This is a genomic window from Acinetobacter sp. WCHAc060042 (assembly GCF_003231195.1).
In the GTDB taxonomy this organism is placed as follows: domain Bacteria; phylum Pseudomonadota; class Gammaproteobacteria; order Pseudomonadales; family Moraxellaceae; genus Acinetobacter.
The window spans coordinates 19,082-41,517 of the sequence record NZ_QKVN01000001.1; the positions used below are offsets into that span (position 1 = coordinate 19,082).

Consider the following 22,436-nt stretch of genomic DNA (forward strand, 5'->3'; position numbering starts at 1 on the left):
CATTACTCTTCAATTATGCTGCAGCAGAAAGTGCAAAACCTTGTTTTAAAATGTTTAAGCCAGCACGGAATTGCTCTGCAGGAATCGTTAAAGGATATAAGAAACGAATCACATTACCATAACGACCACAGGTCAAAATAAGCAAGCCATTTTGCATTGCATAGTTTTGAATCGCTTTAGCTTGATCAGCAGTTTCCAATTCAACAGCAACCATTGAGCCTAAAGCACGAATATCTTGAACAATAGAAGAAGATTGTTTGAGTTCGTTTAGAACTTCAACCAACTCTGCACCCAATACATTTGCACGTTCACAAAGACCTTCTTCTTCAATTACGTCAAGTACCGCATGTGCAGAAGCAACTGCGACAGGGTTACCTGCATAAGTACCACCTAGACCACCTGGGTTTGGTGCGTCCATCACTTCAGCACGGCCTACTACGCCAGAGATTGGGAAGCCACCACCAAGGCTTTTCGCCATTGTGATTAAATCTGCTTTAGTCTCATAGTAGTCCATCGCAAACAATTTACCAGTACGCGCAAAACCTGACTGTACTTCATCTGCAATAATCAAAATACCATGTTGGTCACACAAAGCACGTAAACGCTTTAAGAATTCTGCTGGAACAACATTGAAACCGCCTTCACCTTGAACTGGTTCAAGCACAATCGCAGCAACATCATGTGCTGCAATATCTTCTGCAAAAATGTCTTCAATGCTTTGAATTGCATCATCTACAGTAATGCCTTTTGACTCTACTGGATAGCGTGCATGGAAAACACCTGCTGGCATAACACCAAAATCACGCTTGTACGGTGCAGTTTTACCTGTCATTGCCATGGTCATAAATGAGCGACCGTGGAAGCCATTACCAAAAGTCACAATACCGTGACGACCCGTATGTGAACGTGCAATTTTTACTGCATTTTCTACAGCTTCAGCACCTGTAGAGAAGAATGTTGTTTTTGCATCACCTGCAATCGGCGCACGTGCATTGATACGCTCAGCCAATGACACATAAATTTCATACGGCACAACTTGATACGCCGTATGGGTAAATTTAGTTAATTGTTCAGTAACAGCAGCAATAATTTTAGGATGACGGTGACCTGTATTTAGTACAGCAATACCACCAGCGAAGTCGATGTATTGATTACCTTCAGCATCCCAAATCGTGGAATTTTCTGCTTTCTCCGCATACCATTGACACATGACACCAACGCCACGAGGTGTCGCTTGTAGTTTACGTGCGTTCAGTGCAGAGTGTTTACTGTCCATTTTGCATCCTCATTCTTGATTCATACATTTATAAAATTTCAGTGTCCATATCATGCTTTTGCTGATATACAAAGGACCTGTTGTTGATTTCATTCTGCGCTTTTATTGGTACTAAACGAGAGCCACTTTCTATCAGATGAAGAGAGCCAATTTACCAGTATGCTGCATCATTATTTTCCAAATATTTTTTTATTTATTAAAAATAAACAGCTTACAAAATAAAAAACAGGCACCTTTTAAAAAGGTGCCATTACAACATCAACCTACGTGTAGAGCCATTCCAACTCAACATAGCAACCGATAGAAACACTTCGTATTGACATGATGAACATTGCTCTGACCTTCTCACATTTTAGCCAGGGTAAATGCCGCGCTCTTTACGTGCCATTAAAATTCGCTCACACGCCAAAATATAAGCTGCTGTACGTAAAGAACACTGAGCAACACTCGCTTTTAACCAAACATCCGATACAGCATTTTTCATAATCGCATCCATACGCTGATTAATCTCTTCTTCTGTCCAGAAATAACTTGCAAGATCCTGTACCCATTCAAAATAGCTCACGGTTACCCCACCAGCATTACAAATCACGTCAGGAACAACAGTAATTTGACGTTCAGCTAAGATTTCATCCGCTTCCGTTAATGTCGGGCCATTAGCACCTTCTAAAATCATTTTGGTTTGAATGCTTTGTGCCACAGCAGCATCAATTACCCCTTCAAGCGCAGCAGGAATAAAAATTTCAGCCTGAATCTGCCAAAAGTTCGCGGTATGAATTTCATCTTGCTCTGCAAAACCTTTAATTTTCCCGTGTGCTTTTGAGTATTGCATCAACTTTTGAACATCAATCCCCTGCTCTTGATAGAGGGTCGCTGAGTGGTCCTGTACACAAATCACTTTGCTACCATTTTCTTGGAATAGCAGGGCAGCTTCACTACCAACATTACCAAAGCCTTGAACACAGATTCGAGCACCCGCCAAATCCAGACCAATTTGTTGTGCGACTTCACGCCCTGAAATATACACACCACGGCCTGTCGCTTTGACACGACCCAAAGAACCACCTAAATGCACAGGTTTTCCAGTCACGACACCTGTCACTGTTGAACCTGCATTCATGGAAAATGTGTCCATCATCCATGCCATTGTTTGCGGGTTAGTCCCGACATCAGGGGCAGGAATATCTTTTTGAGGGCCAATAATTAAATTAATTTCGGTGGTATAACGGCGCGTTAAGCGTTCAAGCTCACGTGGAGAAAGTTCAGTTGGATCAACACGAACACCGCCTTTAGCGCCCCCAAAAGGCAAATTCAATGCCGCACACTTGATGGTCATCCATGCAGATAGTGCCATCACCTCATCTAAGTTCACATCTGGATGGAAGCGCACGCCACCTTTCCCTGGCCCACGAGTCAGGTTATGTTGAACACGATACCCCTCAAAGTGCTTAACTGAGCCATCATCCATAATCACTGGGATATCAACAATAAGACTACGCTTCGGACGACGAAGCATGTCTAAACGCTCACTCAACTCACCCAAATAAGGCGCTACTTTGTCCAGTTGTTTTAAATAATTGTTCCAAGCGGTTTCACCCTGTCCCGAATATGTGAGACCTTTGACCATGGTATTCATTTTTAAATCCTATCTATAATGCAAGCGCCGACATGCTTGCTCAAAATCAATGTCTATAAACCTGTAGGCATTTCTCAATGTGTACGTTTAAACAACCCTGCTTGTATTTTGAAATCGTCTAAAAAAACTTTTGCTTTGGACGCGAGTTGTGTATATTTCCAGCCCCCTAAGTCGCGGGCTTTTGCGCCAAATGTATACAAGCAAGATGCTTTACAACTGCTGCCTGACGAGATAATTTTGCACTTGCGGTTATTGCTCTCACGAGAGCCATTTTGATTTTGTAGGAGAGAGCCAATTGCGTAGCTTGCTTGGAGATTATTTGCTGCAACGATTACAGCAAGATACCGACGGAACCCTACAATTGCGATTATTTCGCTGTTTACGCAACGCCATTATTGATAGCGTACTCGCACCTAAAACCCGCCTACCTGCATCGCGTGATTTGGCCAAAGAAATTAAAGTGTCGCGCAATACGGTCCTAAGTGCCTATGAGCAATTACAGGCTCAAGGTTATGTTGAGGCACGGACTGGTCAAGGCACATGGGTCGCAGAAAAACTGCCTGAGTCTTTCTTAGTCAAAGCTGAAAACACCCAAAATCAGGCCCAAGAAAAAAAGATCCAGCAAAATTATAGCTTGTCACAACGGGGTTCCTATCTGATTGGTTATTCAGCTGCATCACCTTACCAGTGGGGAGCTTTCGTACCCGGCGCACCTGACGTTACCGAATTTCCACATCATATTTTTAGTCGAATTCAAATGCGCCTTAGCCGTGAACCTGAAATTAATCGACTGATTTATAGCAATGCGGGAGGATGTTTAGAACTGCGTCAGGAACTGGCTGAATACCTTAAAATTGCTCGCTCAGTGCAATGTGATGCAGACCAAATCATTATTACCGAGGGAACACATCAAGCCATTGATCTGGTTTCACGCACGTTAAGCGACCCTGGAGATGAGGTCTGGATTGAGGATCCTGCCTATTGGGGGGCACGAAATATATTGCGTATTAATGGGGTAAATTTGCGCTCGCTACCCGTCGATCAAGAAGGGATTATTCCTGATCTAGAGCCCAAACGCCCGCCCAAACTGATTTTTGTGACCCCATCACATCAGTATCCGTTGGGTTCACACTTAAGTTTAGAACGTCGTAAACAGCTGATTTCAATTGCACGCCAACATAAAAGTTGGATTGTGGAAGATGATTATGACAGTGAGTTTCGTTTTTCAGGACAACCCTTTCCCTCATTGCAAGGTTTGGAGCCAGATGCACCAGTGATTTATATGGGAACCTTCAGCAAAACCATATACCCTGCTTTGCGGATTGGTTATTTGGTCGTACCTAAAAAGCTGTTTTCTCCCTTGCGCATTGTGGCATCAGAGCTGTATCGCGGTGGACATTTGCTTGATCAGAAAGTGCTAGCTGAGTTTATTCGTGAAGGGCATTATGAAGCACATATTCGCCGTATGCGCTTGCTGTATAGTAAGCGCCATGCTTTTCTCATTGATCTAATTACACGCCATCTCGGTGCAGATTTCCTACATGAATATAATACCGCAGCAGGTTTACATCTGATTTTAAAACTGCCAAGTGCTATAGATGATGTGGTGATTGCTAGCAATGCGCTTGATCAAGGGGTGAAAGTTCGCGCACTATCGCAATACTATACCAAGCATTATTCAACGCGACAAAAAGGGCTGTTATTGGGCTTTGCTTGTGTCAGTGAGCAAGAAATATTGGTGGCTTTTGGCGTATTACTCAAGTGTCTACGCAATGCAGGCATTCGTACACTTAACTAATATTTTTATTATAAATTATAAAGTTAAACTAACAAGTCGCTTAATCCATCTACGACTAAAGCAGCAGTGACAAGACCCAACTCTGCTGCTTCATTCTATAAATTCTTCCCTCTAGAGTAAAGATTGGTTCTGCGACTTTTCACATATTCTATGTAATTGGCTCCTTTCAAATGCTAAAAAATGGCTCTCGTTTCCTTAGAACAAAAAAGAGAAATTAAGTGCATACATAAACAACATGTAACCGTTTTGTAACCAAAGTGTGATTTTTCGCGCATTGCTAGAAACATCAGGTTTATCAATTTTTACCTTAATATTGATAAAGCCTTTGAGAATTCGGTTACAGTTTTACAGGATGAGTAGTGCGAAAAAGGCTTCGCCCCATTTTGAAACTACATCCTTAAAATTAAGGAAAATTATATGGAAGCACCTCAACATACCTCTGTGCCGGATGCATCTCAGGGCTTAAAAAATGGACTTAAGTCACGCCATCTCACAATGATCTCGATTGCTGGTGTAATTGGTGGTTCACTCTTCATTGGCTCGGGTAATGTCATTTACTCGGCAGGTCCTGCTGCAGTTCTGGCTTATGCTTTTGGCGGATTACTCATCCTATTAATTATGCGCATGCTGGGTGAAATGGCTGTTCTCAATCCAGATAGTGGCTCATTTTCAACCTACGCTGATCGTGCGATTGGTCGTTGGGCTGGTTTTACCATTGGCTGGCTATATTGGTGCTCTTGGGCACTACTCATGGGTTGGGAAGCTTATGTCGCAGGTAAAATTCTCAACAGTTGGTTCCCCTTTATGCCAATCTGGGGCTACATGCTCTTAGTGATTGTGTCTTTGGTCTTAGTGAACTTACAAAACGTTAAAAACTACGGTGAATTTGAGTTCTGGTTTGCACTGATTAAAGTTATCGCGATTGTTATTTTCTTGGTCATTGGTAGCTTAGCAATCATGCATTTATGGCCTTGGAGTCAAAGTGGCGCAGCAGGTATGACGCATTTAACAGCAGAAGGTTTCATGCCAAATGGCTTTTCTGCGGTTATTACTGCCTTGCTTGGGGTAATGTTTGCCTATATTGGTGCTGAAATTGTCACTGTCGCTGCGGCAGAGTCACAAAATCCTGCTCAAGAAATCCGCAAAGCATCTAACTCGGTCGTATGGCGTATTATGCTGTTCTATGTGGGTTCAATGTTCATTACCGTTTGCCTGATTCCACATAACAACCCGCTGTTAAAAGATCCAACTTGGGGAACATATAGCGTAACGTTGTCAGCACTTGGTATTCCTGAAGCGAAACACATTGTAAATTTCGTGGTACTCACTTCAGTATGTAGCTGTTTTAACTCTGCACTTTATACCTGTTCACGTATGCTGTTTTCACTGTCTAAACGTGGTGATGCACCGAAAAGCTTTGGTTCAATCAACCGTAATGGTAGTCCGTGGATGGGCGTTTTGATCTCATCAATATTCGCTTTAGTAGCCACTTACCTCACTGCAACTGAAAGCATGAATGTCTATGATATTTTCATGCTAGCAACAGGTACAGCAGCACTATACGTGTATCTCACCATTGCTTTCTCTCAGCTACGTATGCGTAAGAAATTAGAAGCTGAAGGAAAAGTGATTGACTTCAAAATGTGGTTATTCCCTTGGCTCACGTATCTTGCAATCTTCTTTATTATTGGCGCACTTATTACCATGTTGGTTGAAGGCACTTATTTCAAAGAAGTAACCTATACCAGTTTACTTGCATTGTTTATTGTTGGATTAGGCATCTGTGCACAGAAGTTTAACTGGGGAAAGCATGCTCAAGATAAATCTGATAACACTCAGGCGGACTTGACCAACAATCTGTAATGTTAAACTAATGTCAGATTAAGCAAAATTCAACATACACTAAAACCAATGGCCTCCCAGTGAAAGCCATTGGTTTTTTAGGCTAAACTCAGCAATAAGTTCAATTTTTACTCAAATGTTAGCCACCGTTTTTATCTATCTTTTTGTATTCATATTCTAGAAAACTGTCAGCCTGTTTGATATTGCAGAGCCCTTTCAGAAAAGAATTTTGTATAGATTGCCGCCTCACTTTTAAGTGCTTTCACTATTCCCTTTATTCTAATAATTTTTATATAACACTTGAATAAAAAGCAAACGATTATCATTTACAGATTTCGCTAGTCAGCTTATCATTTCACAAACTTACAAATTCTCCATATTTTCTTCATATTTCACCTATACATCATTTTAAGGATCTCTTGTGTTACTCCCTCATTTCAAAAAATCAGTCCTCACACTCTGCTTATTTCCCTCCATACTTTATGCAGCCGATACAGACCCTACTGTGACGCTTAACCCGATAACTGTGCAAGCCGAAGGCAACTGGTTAGATGAAGCCAATGCACAGAAAGTACTAAATCATGCTGGAGCGCGTACAGTCATTCAGCGTGATGAGTTGATTAACCGAGGCGTAACTTCTGTCAAAGAGGCTTTACGCACTGTGCCTGGTATTCAAGCTCCTGAAAATGCAGGAACAGCTGGGAGTGATGCATCGTTAAGCATCGGTGTCCGCGGTTTAACGTCACGGTTTTCACCACGCTCACAGGTACTCGTGGACGGTGTTCCACTTTCGTTTGCCCCTTATGGTCAATCACAACTCTCCTTAGCACCCACTAGTTTAGGCAATATTGAAAGTATCGACGTGGTGCGTGGCGCGGGCTCTGTTCGCTTTGGGCCACAAAATGTAGGCGGGATTATTAACTTTAACTCGCGTACAATTCCTGAAACCTTTGCTGGAACGGTAGACCTCACTACAGAAATTGCAGAAAACGGTCATGTAAAATTTAACCCCAACTTATTTGTGGGTGGAACCTTAGACAACGGTTTAGGCTTAGCGCTGTTATATTCTGGCGTTAATGGAGAGGGTTTTCGCGATAAAAATGATGACTCTGACATCAACGATATTCGCTTAAAAGCAGCTTATGCAATAGATGAATATGCAAAAATTGAAGCCAATCTACACCGCTACGATGCAGATGTAGATATGCCTGGAGGTTTAACCCCTGCTCAATTTGCTGAAAATCCATATCAGTCCTTGCGCAATCATGATTATATGAAAGGGCATCGTACTGACGGTTCAGTTAAATACAGCTATAAAAAAGATGACAATGCCTTTGAGCTTTTGGCCTATCACACTGACACCTTCCGTGATGCAGGAATGGAACGTAGTGGATCAAAACTGTACCAAACAGCGCCACGTAATTATAAAGTGACGGCAATCGAGCCGCGGTATTCGCATGCATACCAACTTGGGACTACTGAAAATGAAGTCTCTGTGGGCTATCGCTATCTACATGAAACCAGTGAAGAAGCGGTTAATCGTGCAAGCTATAACACGGTCACAGGCCCTACAAATGAATATGCTTGGACCAAAGCAGACGGGAAAACAGATGCACATGCATTGTTCATCGACAACCGCACAGATGTGGGTGCATGGTCTCTGATTCCTGGTGTTCGTTTTGAGAAAATCAAAACCACCGAAAATATGTACAAATTAAATAAAGATGCATCGGTACTCAACGGAGTACATGCTGAAAAATCCTATGATGCAGTATTGCCAAGCTTTTCAGTCATGTATAAAGCCAATGATTTGTGGAATATTTTTGCAAACTACGGTAAATCTTTTGCACCACTACAATATAGCCAAATGGCCAATACCAATGCGTCAGGTGCCTATCTGACCATGCAAGGCTTACAACCTGAAAAAGCCAATAATTATGAAATTGGTACACACTATTTAGACCCATATCTATCCCTAGAATTCACCCTGTTTTATATTGATTTTTCTGATGAATTAAAACGAGATGATGCAACTCAAACTTATTCAAATCTAGGTGCCACTGAACACAAAGGAGCCGAGTTCGGATTTAAATATAATCTCGGTGCAATCAGTGACGAACTCAGCGGTATTTCGCTGTATGCCAATACCACTTACACCAAAGCAACCGCATCTGCTGGGGAAAACAAAGGACAAGATCTCGACTTTTATTCACAATGGGTAGGTAATGCTGGAATAGACTATAAAGTTGATCAATAGACACTAAACACTAATTTCTACGGTCAATCTGGTCAAACCGCATCGGGCACCCATGATACTACTGGACGCTATGGCAACATTCCTGGTTATGGTTTAGTGGGTGTTCGGGCATCCTATGATTTTTCCAACACACAACTCAATGGTCTCAAAGTGGGCTTCGGTGTGAAGAACCTATTTGACCGTGAATACTACACACGTTCAGCGGATCAAGTCGGTGGAATGTATGTAGGCGCGCCACAAACGTATTATCTACAAACCTCATTTGATTTCTAAACATTCAATTCTAGAAAAGCAAATATTCAGGCAGGGACACCTCTCATTCATCTTTGCAAAAGTGATGTCCTCGCCTGAAACAACTTTCCCTTTATTTCTAGACAGCACCAAAAGCTGAAATGGATACTCTGTCTGATAAATGTCAGCCCCTCGGCATAAGCTGCTCAACTCAACCTACAACCTTCAAATCTAATAAAAGATACTAGAATCCCTTAAAATAAACCGATAAAAGGTTATGCCCTACTTTTTACTAAACTTTAGATTCAATATAAAAATTAAGTATTTAAATAATAAATATGTTTTCAAAAATGACTGCGAAAATTTAGCCCACTCATCTCTTTAACTTACAATCAGTTAAATTTAACACTACAGAGAAGCATAAAACCAAGCTAGTCTCCCTAAATTTTTCACGATAAGATGATAATTTAGTCTAGGGAATAGAATATGAATAATAAGCCTACAATTATATTTGTACATGGATTTTGGGGCGGTGCAGCCCATTGGTCTAAAGTTATTACCGATTTATCTCACCGCGGTTATACCGCATTGAAAGCCGTTGAACTTCCGCTTACGTCTTTAGCAGACGATGTCGAACGAACTCGTAAAATGATTGCACAAGTGCAAGGTGATGTTCTTCTGGTCGGTCACTCCTACGGCGGAGCTGTCATAACTGAAGTAGGCAATCAGCCGAATGTCGTCGGCTTAGTGTATATTGCAGCATTTGCTCCAGATACAGGAGAAAGTCCAGGTGGGATTACCCAACTGCATTTGCCCGTAGGAGCACCCAATTTAGAACCTGATAGTGACGGCTATCTTTGGGTAAAAGCAGATAAATATCATGAAAGCTTTTGTCAAGACTTAACAAATGATGAAGGCTTAGTGATGGGAATCACTCAGAAAGCCCCTGTTGACAGTACTTTTGGCGATACAATTTCAAATCCAGCATGGAAAATCAAACCATCGTGGTATCAAATCTCAACCGAAGACCGCATGATCCACCCTGAAAACCAAGCGATGATGTCTTCACGTCTTAATGCGCAAAAAGTTATTTCGTTAAATGCAAGTCATGCTTCGCTTGCCTCTCAACCCAAAGAAGTATCTGATCTAATTGATGAAGCAGCAAACTTTCTGGCACATTAAGCACCTCAAGTGAGAGGGAGTTTCGACTCCCTCTTTTCAGATCGCACCTTATTCTGCTCACAATCCTTATATTAGATAAAAACAACTTCAAACCAATGCTAAAGTCGCGTAACAAAATGACTTTCTATAGGGATCTTAATATGCTCGTTTCACGCCAAGCCAAATAATGCTAAGACACGCGATACAAACTTTGAATAACATTTTTTAACTGACTGCCTGCCAGAACTTTCTGTATATTTTTAAACAAGGAATAAAAATAAACTGATCAAAAAAGAGTTCGAAAAATATAACAAGAACTTGCGATGAATCCATTTTGTTATATTTTTATCTACGATTCTTGTACCTACTTCTACATTACATTCTCATGCAAGATTTGGATGAATATTCTAAGTAGGTAGTTTTTCATGAAACGATCTATGCTTTTTGATCACTCTTATCTAGACAGCGATGAAGTATCTCCATGCAGATACTCTCGCCAAGCATGGAGAATGCTATGAGTCTTGGATTAACTGCACTTGAGTTGGCAAGAATTCAATTTGCCTTTACTGTTTCTTTTCATATTATTTTTCCTGCTACATCCATTGGTTTGGCGTGCTTTCTCGCCATGCTGGAATGGAAATGGCTACGCACTCAAAATCCAATTTACAAAGATTTATTTAAATATTGGATTAAGATTTTTGCTGTTGCATTCGCCATGGGTGTCGTTTCTGGGGTCGTCATGGCCTATCAGTTCGGTACCAATTGGAGTGAATTCTCTCGCATCGCTGGAAGTGTCACAGGCCCTCTCCTCACCTATGAGGTTTTAAGTGCATTCTTTTTGGAAGCAGGTTTCTTGGGGATTATGCTCTTTGGTTGGGGGCGTGTCGGTCCCAAAGCCCACTTCTTTGCCACCTTAATGGTTGCTATCGGCACCTGTATCTCCATGTTCTGGATTTTGTCTTCCAACAGTTGGATGCAAACCCCTCAGGGCTTTGCGATCGAAAACGGCATTATTGTCCCGACAGACTGGTGGGCGATTGTATTTAACCCCTCCTTCCCCTATCGCTTTGCACATATGGCAACGGCAGCATTCCTTGTGTCTGGCTTGCTGGTTGTGGGCACCGCAGCATGGCATTTGTTCAAAGGTCGTCGCGATGAGTTGGTGAAAAAGTCCTTTTCCATGGGCTTATGGATGGTACTGATCACATCTTGTCTGCAAGTTGTGATTGGTGATCATCACGGTTTAAATACTTTAAAGCACCAACCTGCAAAGTTGGCAGCCATTGAAGGGCATTGGGAAACCAACCGTGACCATGCTATGCCTTTACTACTCTTCGCTTTACCAAATATGGAAACAGAGTCGAATGATCTTGAAATTGGAATTCCTTATGTAGGTAGTTTGATTCTTACCCATTCACTAGAAGGTCAAGTCACAGGCTTAAAAGATTTTGCACCCGAAGACCGTCCAAATGCCTTAATTGTATTTTGGAGCTTTCGTGTCATGGTTGGCTTGGGCATGTTGATGGTTCTACTCTCGCTCACTGCACTGTGGCTACGTAAAAAAGGCGCCTTATATGAAAGCAGTTGGTTTCATAAGTTTGCCATTATTATGGGACCTACAGGTTATATCGCGCTCCTAGCAGGTTGGGTCACCACCGAGGTCGGCCGCCAACCTTGGGTAGTGTATGGGGTAATTCGTACCAAAGAGGGCTTGTCGCATACAGTTACAGCAGATCAGGTCGGATTAAGCCTCATCATCTTTGTCTTGGTTTATACCGTGGTATTTGGTGCAGGTATTTACTATATGGTGCGCTTAATCAAGCTCGGGCCTTCATTTTCCACTCCCTTAGATGCTGTTCAAGAAGTAGGTCCAGGTCATTTTAAAACCCCTTTACGTCCGCTAAGCGCTGTAGATGAATCACTTGATTCAACAAATCGCTCTACTCCAGATAGCAAGGAGAAACCGCATGATTGATCTCGTTATGGTGTGGGTCGGAATTATCGGACTCGGTGTACTCATCTATGTGGTTATGGATGGCTTTGACTTAGGGATTGGCATCCTGTTCCCGTTCATTCACGGTAGTCAAGAGCGTGATGTGATGATGAACACGGTCGCGCCTGTTTGGGATGGCAATGAAACATGGATGGTACTGGGTGGTGCTGGGTTATTCGCTGCATTTCCTTTGGTCTATTCAACCGTTTTATCGGCACTGTATTTACCCATTATCTTTATGGTAGTGGCCTTGATTTTCCGAGGTGTCGCCTTTGAATTTCGCTTCAAAGCCACTCGAACCAAATACCTTTGGGATCTCGCATTTATTTGGGGTTCTATCTTATCGAGCTTTTTCCAAGGTGTGATCTTAGGCGCCTATATCCAAGGTATACAGACCAGCAACGGTATTTATAGTGGCGGCGTATTGGACTGGTTGACTCCATTTAGCGTGTTTACAGGCATTGGGGTCGTGGTGATGTACGCCACTTTAGGCTGCGGCTGGCTTATTTGGAAAACCGAGAAAGACTTACAACAGCGTATGTATCATCTAATGCCACGCTTGATCATAGCTTTGCTCATTATTTTTGGTGCGGTCAGTTTATATACGCCCCTGACTCATCCTGAAATTGCACAGCGCTGGTTCTCTTTACCGAACTTATTTTATTTTAGCCCCGTGCCCATTTTGGTCTTGTTATTCATTGGATTAATTTTATCTGCATGTAAAAAGCAACATGACCTCAAGCCCTTTATTTATACCTTAGCTTTGGTGTTTTTAGCCTTTACAGGCTTCGTGATTAGTTTATGGCCGAATATTATTCCGCCATCGGTCAATATTTGGCAAGCGGCTGCGCCTGAGTCGAGTTTAAAATTCACTTTAGTCGGTGCTGCCATTTTAATCCCTATCATCCTAGCCTATACGTTCTTGTCTTATTGGGTATTCCGTGACAAAGTCCGTATTGGAGATCAGGGCTATCATTAATAGAGGAGATAAACATGAAAAAATTTGTGGATCGACTCAGCCCACAATTATGGTTTATTTTATTATGGTGCTTTGGCGTGATCTCTCTCGCACTTATTGCGGGTTTCTTCAAGCTCATGCTGAGTTTTGCATACTAAATTAATCATTTTTATGAATCGAGCATGGGACCTTAGATATCGGTCCTGTGCTTTTTAATTGTAGCGACCGCCATATGTATAAATCAGAAAAACTTGCGCTCAGCCTAAAACATTTGATTGAGAGTGGTTTTTGGAAACCGAACGACAAGTTACCTTCTCTGCGCCAGCAAGCGGAAACATCAGGCTTCAGCCTCATGACCGTGATGAATGCCTATCAGGAACTCGAAGCGCAGGGGCTGATTTATTCACAAGAAAAACTCGGTTACTTTGTCACTGGCGATGCTCAGTCAGAGCATAATGCCAATAGTGTTGTCCTCAATGAAAAAATTGAAATCAACTCTAAAATTTTCAGATACTTAAAATCCATTCAATCTGAAAAGATGATTCCCTTTGGCATCGCTTTTCCCAACAGTCAACTCTTGTACTCAGCCAAGCTAATGCAAACCTTAGGACAACGTGCCAAGCACCGTCTTAGTTATGAACAAATGCCGAGTTTACCCCCAGGTAACTTTGAGTTACGGAAACTGATTGCCCAACGCTACTGCATGCAAGGGATTCCGACGGATCCATCCGATATTGTGATTACCTCAGGTGGGTTGGATGCTTTAAATCTTTCTTTGCAAGCCATGACCCAACCGGGTGATTATATTTTGCTTCAAAAAACAATATTTTATGGTGCTTGGCAAGCTGCGGAACATTTGGGTCTTAAAGTTATTAGTATTCCTGAACATGACGAACATGGTATTGACCTCGAAGCTTTTAAAGATGCGATTGAGCGCTATCCAATTAAAGTCTGCCTGCTCATGCTCAATAGCCATAATCCGATTGGTTTTACTGTAAGTGATGAAATCAAATATCAACTGGCAAAACTGTTGCATGAACGTGATATTTATCTGATTGAAGACGATGTTTATGAAGAGCTTTATTTTGATCATAAAAAACCGCTGTCGATGAAATACTTTGATCAGAAAAATTTGGTTCTACACTGCTCTTCTTTTTCAAAAACTTTGGGTGCGGGTTTCCGAATTGGTTGGGTCTATGCGGGTAAGTTTTCAGAGCATATTCAGCATTTACAACTGATGAGCACACTTTCCGTCAACTCATTTATTCAAAATGCCTTGGTCGATTATTTATCGCATCGACATTATGAAAAACACTTAAAAACCTTACGTAATACCTTAAAACGTCTAAAAAATCAGTATTACACTTATTTATCTGAACATTTGTCTGAAGATTATCAAATTCATTATTATCCATCGGGTTATTTTTTATGGATTACCCTGCCCGAGCAAGTGAATGGTAATGTAATTTATGAGCAACTCTTAGAGAAAAATATCAGTATTGCACCGGGTTCTTTATTTTATCAAACTGATCATGTGCCGCATCATATTCGCATCAATTGTTCCTTTGAAATCAATGACAGTATCCAAAATGCCTTAGATACGTTGATCAAATGTATTTATCCAAATGCTTTCAATTCAAATAATATTGTTTAAGTGGCTACTCATTGGGAGCATTTTTTATTCATTAGAATCATAAGCCCCTGTAAAAAGTAATATGACATGATCACTTCTGAACATGTCATCCAACGTTAGTACAGACTTATTTTTAAACTGAAATATATTGAGTGTTGAATGCAAAGCGTTTGAATTTAAAACCGCTTAATCTTCTCATCTTTGGTAAATATTAACTTTCAACCGAAAGGTTAGACAGTCCTTCTTCTGCGGTGAAGTGAATATCAAAGGGTTTATTGGTGATAAAGAGCATTAAGGCATCATTATCACTTCGCGCACCATGAAACATCACAGAACCCTCAGGAAACCACACAAAATTTCCTGGCCCAAACTCCCCCTGACTGGTGACCAAATGTCCCTCTAATACATACATGCCATGCGCACAATGATGCCAATGCTCCACTGTCCTAAATCCAGCTGGATAACGTAACTTCCAAATCATCATGCCAGTATCTGGATCTTGCAAGCAGGTCTTAACAGGTAATTCACTGTTTAAAAAAGGAATGGGAATAAATTCCCATGGCATGGTATTGGTGTTTAGCACAAAAGGTTGATCCACCATTGTTCTGTTCCCTGAATTTATTTTTGATAACTTTTTAAAAGGAATGACCTGATCACATCAATATGATCAGGTCATTAAACATCAGCCGATTTTAATAATCGGCTTCAGCGTAACTCCTTTATGACTGTCTATCGCGGCTTGATTGATGTCATCAAAGGCATAGAACTTTACTAGTTGATCAAACGGAAATTTACCTTGTTGATACAGCGTGACTAACTCAGGAATAAATTTCTTCGGTGCGCCACTGCCTTCAACCACACCCAAAATGGTTTTTCCACCCAACAATAAATCATTCACATCAAACTGAGCGGTAGTGCCTAAAGGTGGCGCACCAACCACTGCAATTTTGCCTAAAATCCCGAGTGCATCTATGCCCTGTTTTAAGATTTCAGGTCGCCCAGTAGACTCAAGCGCGAAGTTGATTCCACCGCCTGTAATCTCTTTGATCACCGCCACAGGATCTTGCGTTTTGCTATTAATCACATGGGTTGCACCCAATTGTTTAGCCAGCTCCAAACGTGATTCAACAATATCCACAGCAATAATCGTTGCAGCACCACAGACTTTTGCTGCAAGCAAAGCACTTAGACCTACTGCACCGGCGCCCCATGTCACAAAGCTACTCGCAGGTGTTACTTTGAGGGCATTGATACATGCGCCCGCACCTGTTTGGATACCACAGCCTAAAGGCCCAAGTAGTTCAAGTGGAACCTCTTTGGTCACCTTCACTGCATTATTTTCACGGCTTAACGCATAAGTCGCAAAGGAAGACTGAGCAAAAAAATGATCATGTACGACGGCATGATCATGCGTACAGATTGCACTATGCCCTTCTAGGTCAGCACCACTGAAGTTGCGACCAAAGAACTCTGCGCAATAAGCCGGGTTGCCCGTATTACACTGAGTACATTTACCACAATAGCCATAACTCAACACCACATGATCACCCACTTGCAGGTCTGTGACATTCGGGCCAATCGCCTCAATAATCCCTGCGCCCTCATGACCAAGAACAGCAGGCAGTGGTACAGGATAATATTGATCACGGACAATTAAGTCGGTATGGCACATACCTGTAGCCACCACTTTCACCAGTACTTCATCGCCTTGAGGCTGACGGATTTTAAGTGCTTGCAATTCAAAGTCTGCACCTTTACATGCCGTCACTGCGGCAATAATTTCTTTCATTTCGTTCATACGATTACTTCCTGTAATAAATGATTCAACTGATTAAAAAGGATAATGTGGTGCTTGCGTCTGTACAGTCATCCACTGCCATTGGGTAAATTCATCGGCATTGGCAGGGCCACCGATACGCGTTCCGTTTCCTGATGAGCCGAAACCACCAAATGGATTGACTGTTTCATCATTCACGGTTTGATCGTTGATGTGTAGTAAACCGACTTTGAGCTGTGCCCCCAACTGCATCGCACGTCCCACATTTGAGCTAATCACACCGGCTGAAAGCCCGTAGTCTCCATCGTTAGCAAGCTCAATCGCTTGTTCATCTGTGCTAAAAGGAATCAGCACTGCCACAGGGCCAAAAATTTCTTCACTAAAAATTGAGTTATTGGCCGTCACATCCGAAAGCACAGTTGGTTCAAAGAATACGCCATCGGCACATCCGCCTATTTCCAGTGTTGCGCCCTCTGCAACTGCTGCATTGACCAATTGTTCGACACGTTGCGCTTGTTTAGCATTAATTAGAGGGCCAATAGTGACATGACTTTCACTCGGGTTACCCACCACAAAGTTCTTCACTTTTTCAATTACACGCTGTTTGACTTGTGCATAAATTTTCTGATGAATCAAAATTTTGCCTGAAGTCATACAGATTTGACCTGAGTGCAAAAATGCACCCCATGCGATATTTTCAGCAGCCAACTCAATATCGGCATCATCCAAAATAATCAGCGAGTTTTTACCGCCTAACTCTAATGAGACTTTTTTCAAGGTTTTTGCAGCATTGGCGCCGACTATACGCCCGACATTTGTTGAACCCGTAAACTGAATACTGGCAATATTTTTATCCAGTGTCAGTGCTTCTCCGACTTCAGCTCCACCCGGTAAGACATGCAACAGACCTTTCGGGAGTCCTGCAAGTTCAAAAATACGTGCAATCGCATAACCACTACACACAGCTGTGCGTTCATCTGGTTTAAGTACCACTGCATTACCCAGTGCTAATGCAGGTGCAACTGCACGTAATGCTAAATAGAGTGGAAAATTAAAAGGTGAAATCACCCCAACCACACCAAGCGGTAAGCGTTTTGCGATGCTGAGTTTCCCATTTTGGGTTGGCAGGACTGTGCCCTGATCCGCAGCAGGTAAACCGATACAATGCTTGAGCACTTGAATAGAAATACTGACTTCAAAACCTGCTTTAAGCGGTAAGGAACCACTTTCTTTCACCAACAATTCAATTACATCTGCTTGGTGTTCCATGAGTAAAATGGCTGCCCGCTCAAATACCGCTTGGCGTTCTTGATAACTCAGTGCCCACCATGCCTGCTGTGCAGTTTTTGCCTGTTGCGCTGCCTCTACTACATCTTGAGAGGAAGCATAGCCAATTTCGCCCAATTCTTGACCTGTCGCCACTTCAACCACGCTATACGTCTGTTGGGCTGGTTGCCATGAACCGTTGAATAGCTTTTTATCCCAAATCTCTTTTGCTAATATCGACATAATCACCTCTTGAAAATTGACCTAAACAATCCACACATCCATCCATTTTCATCGTTGCAGAACTGAAGCAATGGATGTGTTGTCATCGAACATGCTTTGAATTAAAAAATGTAAAAAAGTCGAAAGTTTAGTCCAAACTCTTTCTTCAACCCACTTTCGACCTGCGTGTCTGAAACCAACTGTGCACTCAATTGCGTTTTGGCATTCATCATGTGCTGGAACTCAAATCGAGCCTGTTGCTTTTCCATGTTTTGATTGAGCTGAATGCCATCCAAAGATTGTTCACCGCCATAGTTGGCTGCATATCCCAAGGCAAATCGCTGCTTGGCATTTAAGTCATAACGTAAATTGACCTGTATTTGATAACTGGTGTCTTGAGACAGGGTCTGATTGCCACTGCCTGCTTTATCATTGTCTCCATACCAAATTGCATCTTGATAAAACTCAAAGCCCCATTTGCCATAAAGCGGTTGTACCCAAGCCAACTGCACATCATATTTAAAACGGTTTTCACCTAGGTTCACGGCATCATTTTTATCGTATTGTCCAAGCGGTAAATAAATAAACGGAGTTACCGCGAGATAGCGACCCGAAGCCCCTTGTTCAGGTTGATTAATCAACCAAAAAGCAGAGGCTATAATCGGATCTGCAAAACCCGATGCATTATTCAAATCTGCATCACCAATTTGAGTATTTCGCACCGATCCAAAAGGAATAACCACTTGCGGCGTTGCACGTAAACCTGCGATGTCGGTGTAATGAATGAAACGTGCAATACCAATATCTGAGCGAGAATCAGCATGGGTTTTATCACCCTTTTGGTAGTAACCATCCATTTCACTATGTTGATAATAAAAAACCCCAAGATTGGTTCCGCTCGGGAGGGTTGTATAATCCCCAACATTCACATCAATGGCATGACTCTGTGATGCGCACAAAACACCAAGTATGAGTAATCCCGCATTTTTATTCCCAAAATGCATAACATGTTCCCTTTTATCCAAATTATCCTTAATGGCTCATCTCTTTTCTTGAGCTTGTTTTAATGACCTTTAAATGCATTGATCATTTGTCAAAAATCATCAAGCGTCCTGCTTGACCGAGTATGAGTTGTAGAGTTATTGCAGAATGCATGCCATAAATTTAATCAATAAATATCAACAACTTGAGTGTTTGTAAAAATTACTCATGTCCATAAAGTAGACATACTAAAAAAGGACTGTCCAGTTACTGGACAGTCCTGCTGTAAATTAAGATTTTAAAAAATCTCTTGAGGTAAATTGGTACTCTGTATACGAAACTTAGACCCAAAGTCCGAAACAGTATTGCGTTTAAATAACAGTAAAAGCTAAAGATATGGGCTAGATAGCTCAAAGCTAAGTTATGTAATAACACCTAACTGCTGATGTATTTATACACCGTTGTTCTTGAAATATTTAAGCGCTTGGCCGTGCGTGCAATATTGCCATTTTCTTCATCTAATACCTGCATGACCAGCTGTTTGGTCATCGCATTTAAGTTTGGATTTTCCACTGCTAGCATAGACTGATTCGCCGTTTGAACACCATCCGAGGACTCAGGCAAATAAAGCTGTGTCAAAACATCGCCCTCATTAAACGCAGCCGATAACCTTACAATGTGAATAAGCTCACGGATATTCCCCGCCCATGTATAGGTCTGAAACTGCTGCTCGACTTGAGCTGACCATTGCGAGATGCCAAACTGATGTAAAATACGATGGAAAATCGCTTGCTTATCTTGTCGTAAACGCAAAGGTTCCAGATGCACTTGAAAACCACAGATCCGATAATATAAATCGCTACGGAATGTCTGCTGTTCAATTTTCATTTTCAAGTCTTGATGGGTTGCACATAATAACTTAAATGCTGATTTAATCGGCTTTCGTCCCCCAACCCGATAAAACTGTTGGTCTTGCAAGACGCGTAAAATTTTGACTTGCAAATGTAAGGGCAAATCACCAATTTCATCGAGAAACAAAATACCTTGATCCGCCAGTTCAATCAGTCCTTTTTCACCTTGCCTTTTTGCTCCCGTAAATGCCCCGCCTTCATAACCAAACAGCTCTGCTTCTAATAAATGGTCAGGAATCGCGCCACAGTTAATGGAAATAAAAGGTAGGTCAGCATCCAGCTTTTGATGTAACTGCTGTGCAAAGTGGTCTTTACCCGTACCCGTTTCTCCTGTAATCAGCACTGGAATATCTGCTTTTAAAGCTCTTAGGGCCTGATCAAGCACCTGCTGCATAGCGATTTGTTTGGTCTGTCTTTTTTCGGCTCTATGCAAGACATACCACTTTGCATAGAAAAATGCATGATCGTGACTTTGGATAAAAAATGAATCAGTTGTCTCAAGCTGACTCAATGTCTTTGTTAAAAAGAAATCGTAAATACAGCGACCTAATAACAGTTCAATCGAACAGTTGAGTAATTTCAACGCCATTTGATTAGCTTTCACAACTTGCCCATAATTATCCAGCACGATCATGCCTGTATAAGCATTTTCAATTAAGTCTTTTGAATGTTGGAAATAAAGTACACGTTGGTTTGGTTTGAGTTCTGCAAGAATCAGTTTATTTTCTAAAATATAACTTTGATAGAGTAAATGCCGAAGCCAATTGCTCGCCAAAAGCCCTTGCGGTGAGGTGATATCTAAAGCGCCTAAAACTGCTCCTGCTCCATTAAAAATAGGCACAGACGCACAAGAATAATTGGCAAATTCATCCAAATAATGCTGATGTCCCGTCATGATCATAGGCTGTTTTGACAAAACACTACATGTCGGTGCAATTGCTCCAAATATAGAAGGATCAATCACTCGACCTGTCCGTAAAAAGTGATACTGCTCGTCTAAGTCTGGATTATGGCGTTCGGCAATAATTTTAAGCTGTTGATTAATTAAAAAAACACTAACATCCTGCTGTCCAAATAACTGCCAAATATCGTTTAAAACGACTTCAGCAAGTGCAGCAAATCTGACATCCTCACAAGACAGATGATCGACAGGAAAATCATGTAACGAGGTCAGTTTAGAAAAAGGACTTAAACCCGCTTTTTTCGATCTTTCCCACGCTTGTAAAATCGGTGAATCTCGCTCCACAATCTCTGGAAGCACACCAGTCGTGTAAAAATTGTATTTAATATTTTGCCAAGAAAATTCAGATAAACCATCCATGAGCATATCCCAAATTAAACCGTTTCTTTAAATCCTACATGTGCTGATTTGAACGTATTTTTATGTACATCTACTACTCATTTTGATGTTTGAGAAGCAAGCCTATTCCGTACCGTAAAATACATTCAATTTAAACACGAATACCGCTATAGTTTTAATCACTTTCAATCAACACTAAACCAATTTTCCTGCACCAGAAGTGATGAAAAAAACTTCAGCTACTCCATCACCATAAAGCTATGTATAGGATTTCTCAATACCCATATTTTGAAAATAGGTGCGATAGACATAAACACAGCCGAGTGAAAAACTCGCCATCAGACAGGAGGCAACAGGTAAAGCCATCACGCTGTCTTGAGGAAAGACAAAAACCAAAAATGGAAAGGCATATACCGCAGGAATGCGCATATCAAAGAGCTTGAGTAAAAGAAACATCAAGGGCATATATATAAGGGTGAGTATTATCCCATCTTGAATCCAAAACTGCATAAGCACGGCCATTGAAATCGACAGTGTCAACACAGCAATCTGCTTAAGGCACATTTTCAACGAATACATCATCATATTTAATGATTCATACACGACCACTGTAATCGGTGGAATCAGTGCCATCGCTTCAACCCTGAAAATAACGGCGAGTGCAAAACCGATTAAAGTAATACTGGCATACACACCTATTTTTCGTCGATCAAAATTGCCTTTCCGCTCTATGCCCTGATTCAGTTTAAAGAGCACAACACCCAACATCAGGATAAAACTGGTGACAAAAATCGAAATCAAAAACGATAGTTCATAAGCTTGGGTCACAATCGGCAAGAAACCCGTGGCCAGTGCGGGCGGTAATATATAGTTAAACATCCGCATCACCAACAACATGGCACAGAGAACCAAAACCAGTTTGAATAGATATGAAATCGACATCAAATTAATACAGAACCCGATTACAGCAGTCAGACTCGGTAAAATAAAAATTTTATCTGGCTGATTCAGCCACTGTTTATCTCGATAGACCCACAGTCCAACGGCCATCGCTGCCATTTCAGGCAGAATGATTTCACGATCATTCAGTCCATAAGCCGCTACCACCATGAGCAAAATAAAGAGAAAAGCCATAACATAGCTTTGGGAGCTTAACGTTGTCTTTGCCTGTGACATCGGATTCATCTACGGTTC

At 41.6% G+C, this 22,436-nt stretch carries 15 protein-coding genes and 1 pseudogene; 8 read left to right on the top strand and 8 right to left on the bottom strand.

The window, feature by feature from the left end:
* Positions 1-13: 13 nt before the first annotated feature.
* Together gabT and DPG01_RS00085 are read right to left on the bottom strand one after the other, a co-directional pair.
* Complete coding sequence (gabT, locus tag DPG01_RS00080) at positions 14-1,276, bottom strand: 4-aminobutyrate--2-oxoglutarate transaminase (protein WP_086208662.1); 1,263 nt, start codon at positions 1,274-1,276, stop codon at positions 14-16.
* A gap of 352 nt (positions 1,277-1,628) precedes the next feature.
* Entirely contained in the window at positions 1,629-2,912 is a 1,284-nt protein-coding gene (locus DPG01_RS00085) for a Glu/Leu/Phe/Val family dehydrogenase (RefSeq protein ID WP_086208663.1), read from the bottom strand.
* A 295-nt stretch (positions 2,913-3,207) separates the two neighbouring features.
* Here DPG01_RS00085 and DPG01_RS00090 point away from each other — a divergent pair, with 295 nt between their 5' ends.
* The 8 genes and pseudogenes from DPG01_RS00090 to DPG01_RS00125 all read left to right on the top strand — a co-directional run bounded on the left by DPG01_RS00090 (position 3,208) and on the right by DPG01_RS00125 (position 14,806).
* Positions 3,208-4,710, top strand: coding sequence for a PLP-dependent aminotransferase family protein (locus tag DPG01_RS00090; protein WP_086208664.1), 1,503 nt, complete (start codon positions 3,208-3,210; stop codon positions 4,708-4,710).
* Positions 4,711-5,127: 417 nt separating this feature from the next.
* Complete coding sequence (locus tag DPG01_RS00095; protein ID WP_086208665.1) at positions 5,128-6,573, top strand: amino acid permease; 1,446 nt, start codon at positions 5,128-5,130, stop codon at positions 6,571-6,573.
* Positions 6,574-6,973: 400 nt separating this feature from the next.
* Positions 6,974-9,082 (top strand): annotated as a pseudogene (locus tag DPG01_RS00100) (TonB-dependent receptor family protein).
* A gap of 444 nt (positions 9,083-9,526) precedes the next feature.
* Entirely contained in the window at positions 9,527-10,222 is a 696-nt protein-coding gene (locus tag DPG01_RS00105; protein WP_110973780.1) for an alpha/beta hydrolase, read from the top strand.
* A 493-nt stretch (positions 10,223-10,715) separates the two neighbouring features.
* Entirely contained in the window at positions 10,716-12,176 is a 1,461-nt protein-coding gene (locus DPG01_RS00110) for a cytochrome ubiquinol oxidase subunit I (RefSeq protein ID WP_110973781.1), read from the top strand.
* The gene (cydB, locus tag DPG01_RS00115; protein ID WP_110973782.1) at positions 12,169-13,173 is read left to right on the top strand and encodes a cytochrome d ubiquinol oxidase subunit II; all 1,005 of its coding nucleotides are present in this window, start codon (positions 12,169-12,171) and stop codon (positions 13,171-13,173) included. Before DPG01_RS00110 ends, cydB begins: the two co-directional genes overlap by 8 nt.
* A gap of 14 nt (positions 13,174-13,187) precedes the next feature.
* Entirely contained in the window at positions 13,188-13,310 is a 123-nt protein-coding gene (locus tag DPG01_RS00120) for a DUF2474 family protein (RefSeq protein ID WP_086208670.1), read from the top strand.
* 74 nt (positions 13,311-13,384) lie between these two features.
* A complete protein-coding gene (locus DPG01_RS00125; RefSeq protein WP_110973783.1) occupies positions 13,385-14,806 on the top strand; it encodes a PLP-dependent aminotransferase family protein in 1,422 nt (473 codons plus the stop codon).
* A gap of 190 nt (positions 14,807-14,996) precedes the next feature.
* Here the strand turns inward: DPG01_RS00125 and DPG01_RS00130 are convergent, their stop codons facing one another.
* The 6 genes from DPG01_RS00130 to DPG01_RS00155 all read right to left on the bottom strand — a co-directional run bounded on the left by DPG01_RS00130 (position 14,997) and on the right by DPG01_RS00155 (position 22,427).
* The gene (locus tag DPG01_RS00130; protein WP_162622310.1) at positions 14,997-15,386 is read right to left on the bottom strand and encodes a cupin domain-containing protein; all 390 of its coding nucleotides are present in this window, start codon (positions 15,384-15,386) and stop codon (positions 14,997-14,999) included.
* A gap of 81 nt (positions 15,387-15,467) precedes the next feature.
* Positions 15,468-16,583 carry an NAD(P)-dependent alcohol dehydrogenase gene (locus DPG01_RS00135; RefSeq protein ID WP_110973785.1) on the bottom strand — a complete coding sequence of 372 codons (1,116 nt, stop codon included), beginning with the start codon at positions 16,581-16,583 and terminating at the stop codon, positions 15,468-15,470.
* A gap of 33 nt (positions 16,584-16,616) precedes the next feature.
* Positions 16,617-18,071, bottom strand: a complete 1,455-nt coding sequence (locus DPG01_RS00140) for a benzaldehyde dehydrogenase (RefSeq protein WP_110973786.1) — start codon at positions 18,069-18,071, stop codon at positions 16,617-16,619.
* A 101-nt stretch (positions 18,072-18,172) separates the two neighbouring features.
* Positions 18,173-19,054, bottom strand: coding sequence for a transporter (locus DPG01_RS00145; protein WP_110973787.1), 882 nt, complete (start codon positions 19,052-19,054; stop codon positions 18,173-18,175).
* A gap of 412 nt (positions 19,055-19,466) precedes the next feature.
* On the bottom strand, positions 19,467-21,263 hold the full coding sequence (locus tag DPG01_RS00150) for a sigma-54-dependent Fis family transcriptional regulator (protein WP_110973788.1): 1,797 nt from the start codon (positions 21,261-21,263) through the stop codon (positions 19,467-19,469).
* 237 nt (positions 21,264-21,500) lie between these two features.
* On the bottom strand, positions 21,501-22,427 hold the full coding sequence (locus DPG01_RS00155) for an HPP family protein (protein WP_110973789.1): 927 nt from the start codon (positions 22,425-22,427) through the stop codon (positions 21,501-21,503).
* Positions 22,428-22,436: the final 9 nt, after the last annotated feature.

Coding starts and splice junctions, on each gene's coding strand:
- gabT (WP_086208662.1), bottom strand. CDS start 1,276: ATGGACAGTAAACACTCTGCACTGAACGCACGTAAACTACAAGCGACA.
- DPG01_RS00085 (WP_086208663.1), bottom strand. CDS start 2,912: ATGAATACCATGGTCAAAGGTCTCACATATTCGGGACAGGGTGAAACC.
- DPG01_RS00095 (WP_086208665.1), top strand. CDS start 5,128: ATGGAAGCACCTCAACATACCTCTGTGCCGGATGCATCTCAGGGCTTA.
- DPG01_RS00105 (WP_110973780.1), top strand. CDS start 9,527: ATGAATAATAAGCCTACAATTATATTTGTACATGGATTTTGGGGCGGT.
- DPG01_RS00110 (WP_110973781.1), top strand. CDS start 10,716: ATGAGTCTTGGATTAACTGCACTTGAGTTGGCAAGAATTCAATTTGCC.
- cydB (WP_110973782.1), top strand. CDS start 12,169: ATGATTGATCTCGTTATGGTGTGGGTCGGAATTATCGGACTCGGTGTA.
- DPG01_RS00120 (WP_086208670.1), top strand. CDS start 13,188: ATGAAAAAATTTGTGGATCGACTCAGCCCACAATTATGGTTTATTTTA.
- DPG01_RS00125 (WP_110973783.1), top strand. CDS start 13,385: ATGTATAAATCAGAAAAACTTGCGCTCAGCCTAAAACATTTGATTGAG.
- DPG01_RS00130 (WP_162622310.1), bottom strand. CDS start 15,386: ATGGTGGATCAACCTTTTGTGCTAAACACCAATACCATGCCATGGGAA.
- DPG01_RS00135 (WP_110973785.1), bottom strand. CDS start 16,583: ATGAACGAAATGAAAGAAATTATTGCCGCAGTGACGGCATGTAAAGGT.
- DPG01_RS00140 (WP_110973786.1), bottom strand. CDS start 18,071: ATGTCGATATTAGCAAAAGAGATTTGGGATAAAAAGCTATTCAACGGT.
- DPG01_RS00145 (WP_110973787.1), bottom strand. CDS start 19,054: ATGCATTTTGGGAATAAAAATGCGGGATTACTCATACTTGGTGTTTTG.
- DPG01_RS00150 (WP_110973788.1), bottom strand. CDS start 21,263: ATGGATGGTTTATCTGAATTTTCTTGGCAAAATATTAAATACAATTTT.
- DPG01_RS00155 (WP_110973789.1), bottom strand. CDS start 22,427: ATGAATCCGATGTCACAGGCAAAGACAACGTTAAGCTCCCAAAGCTAT.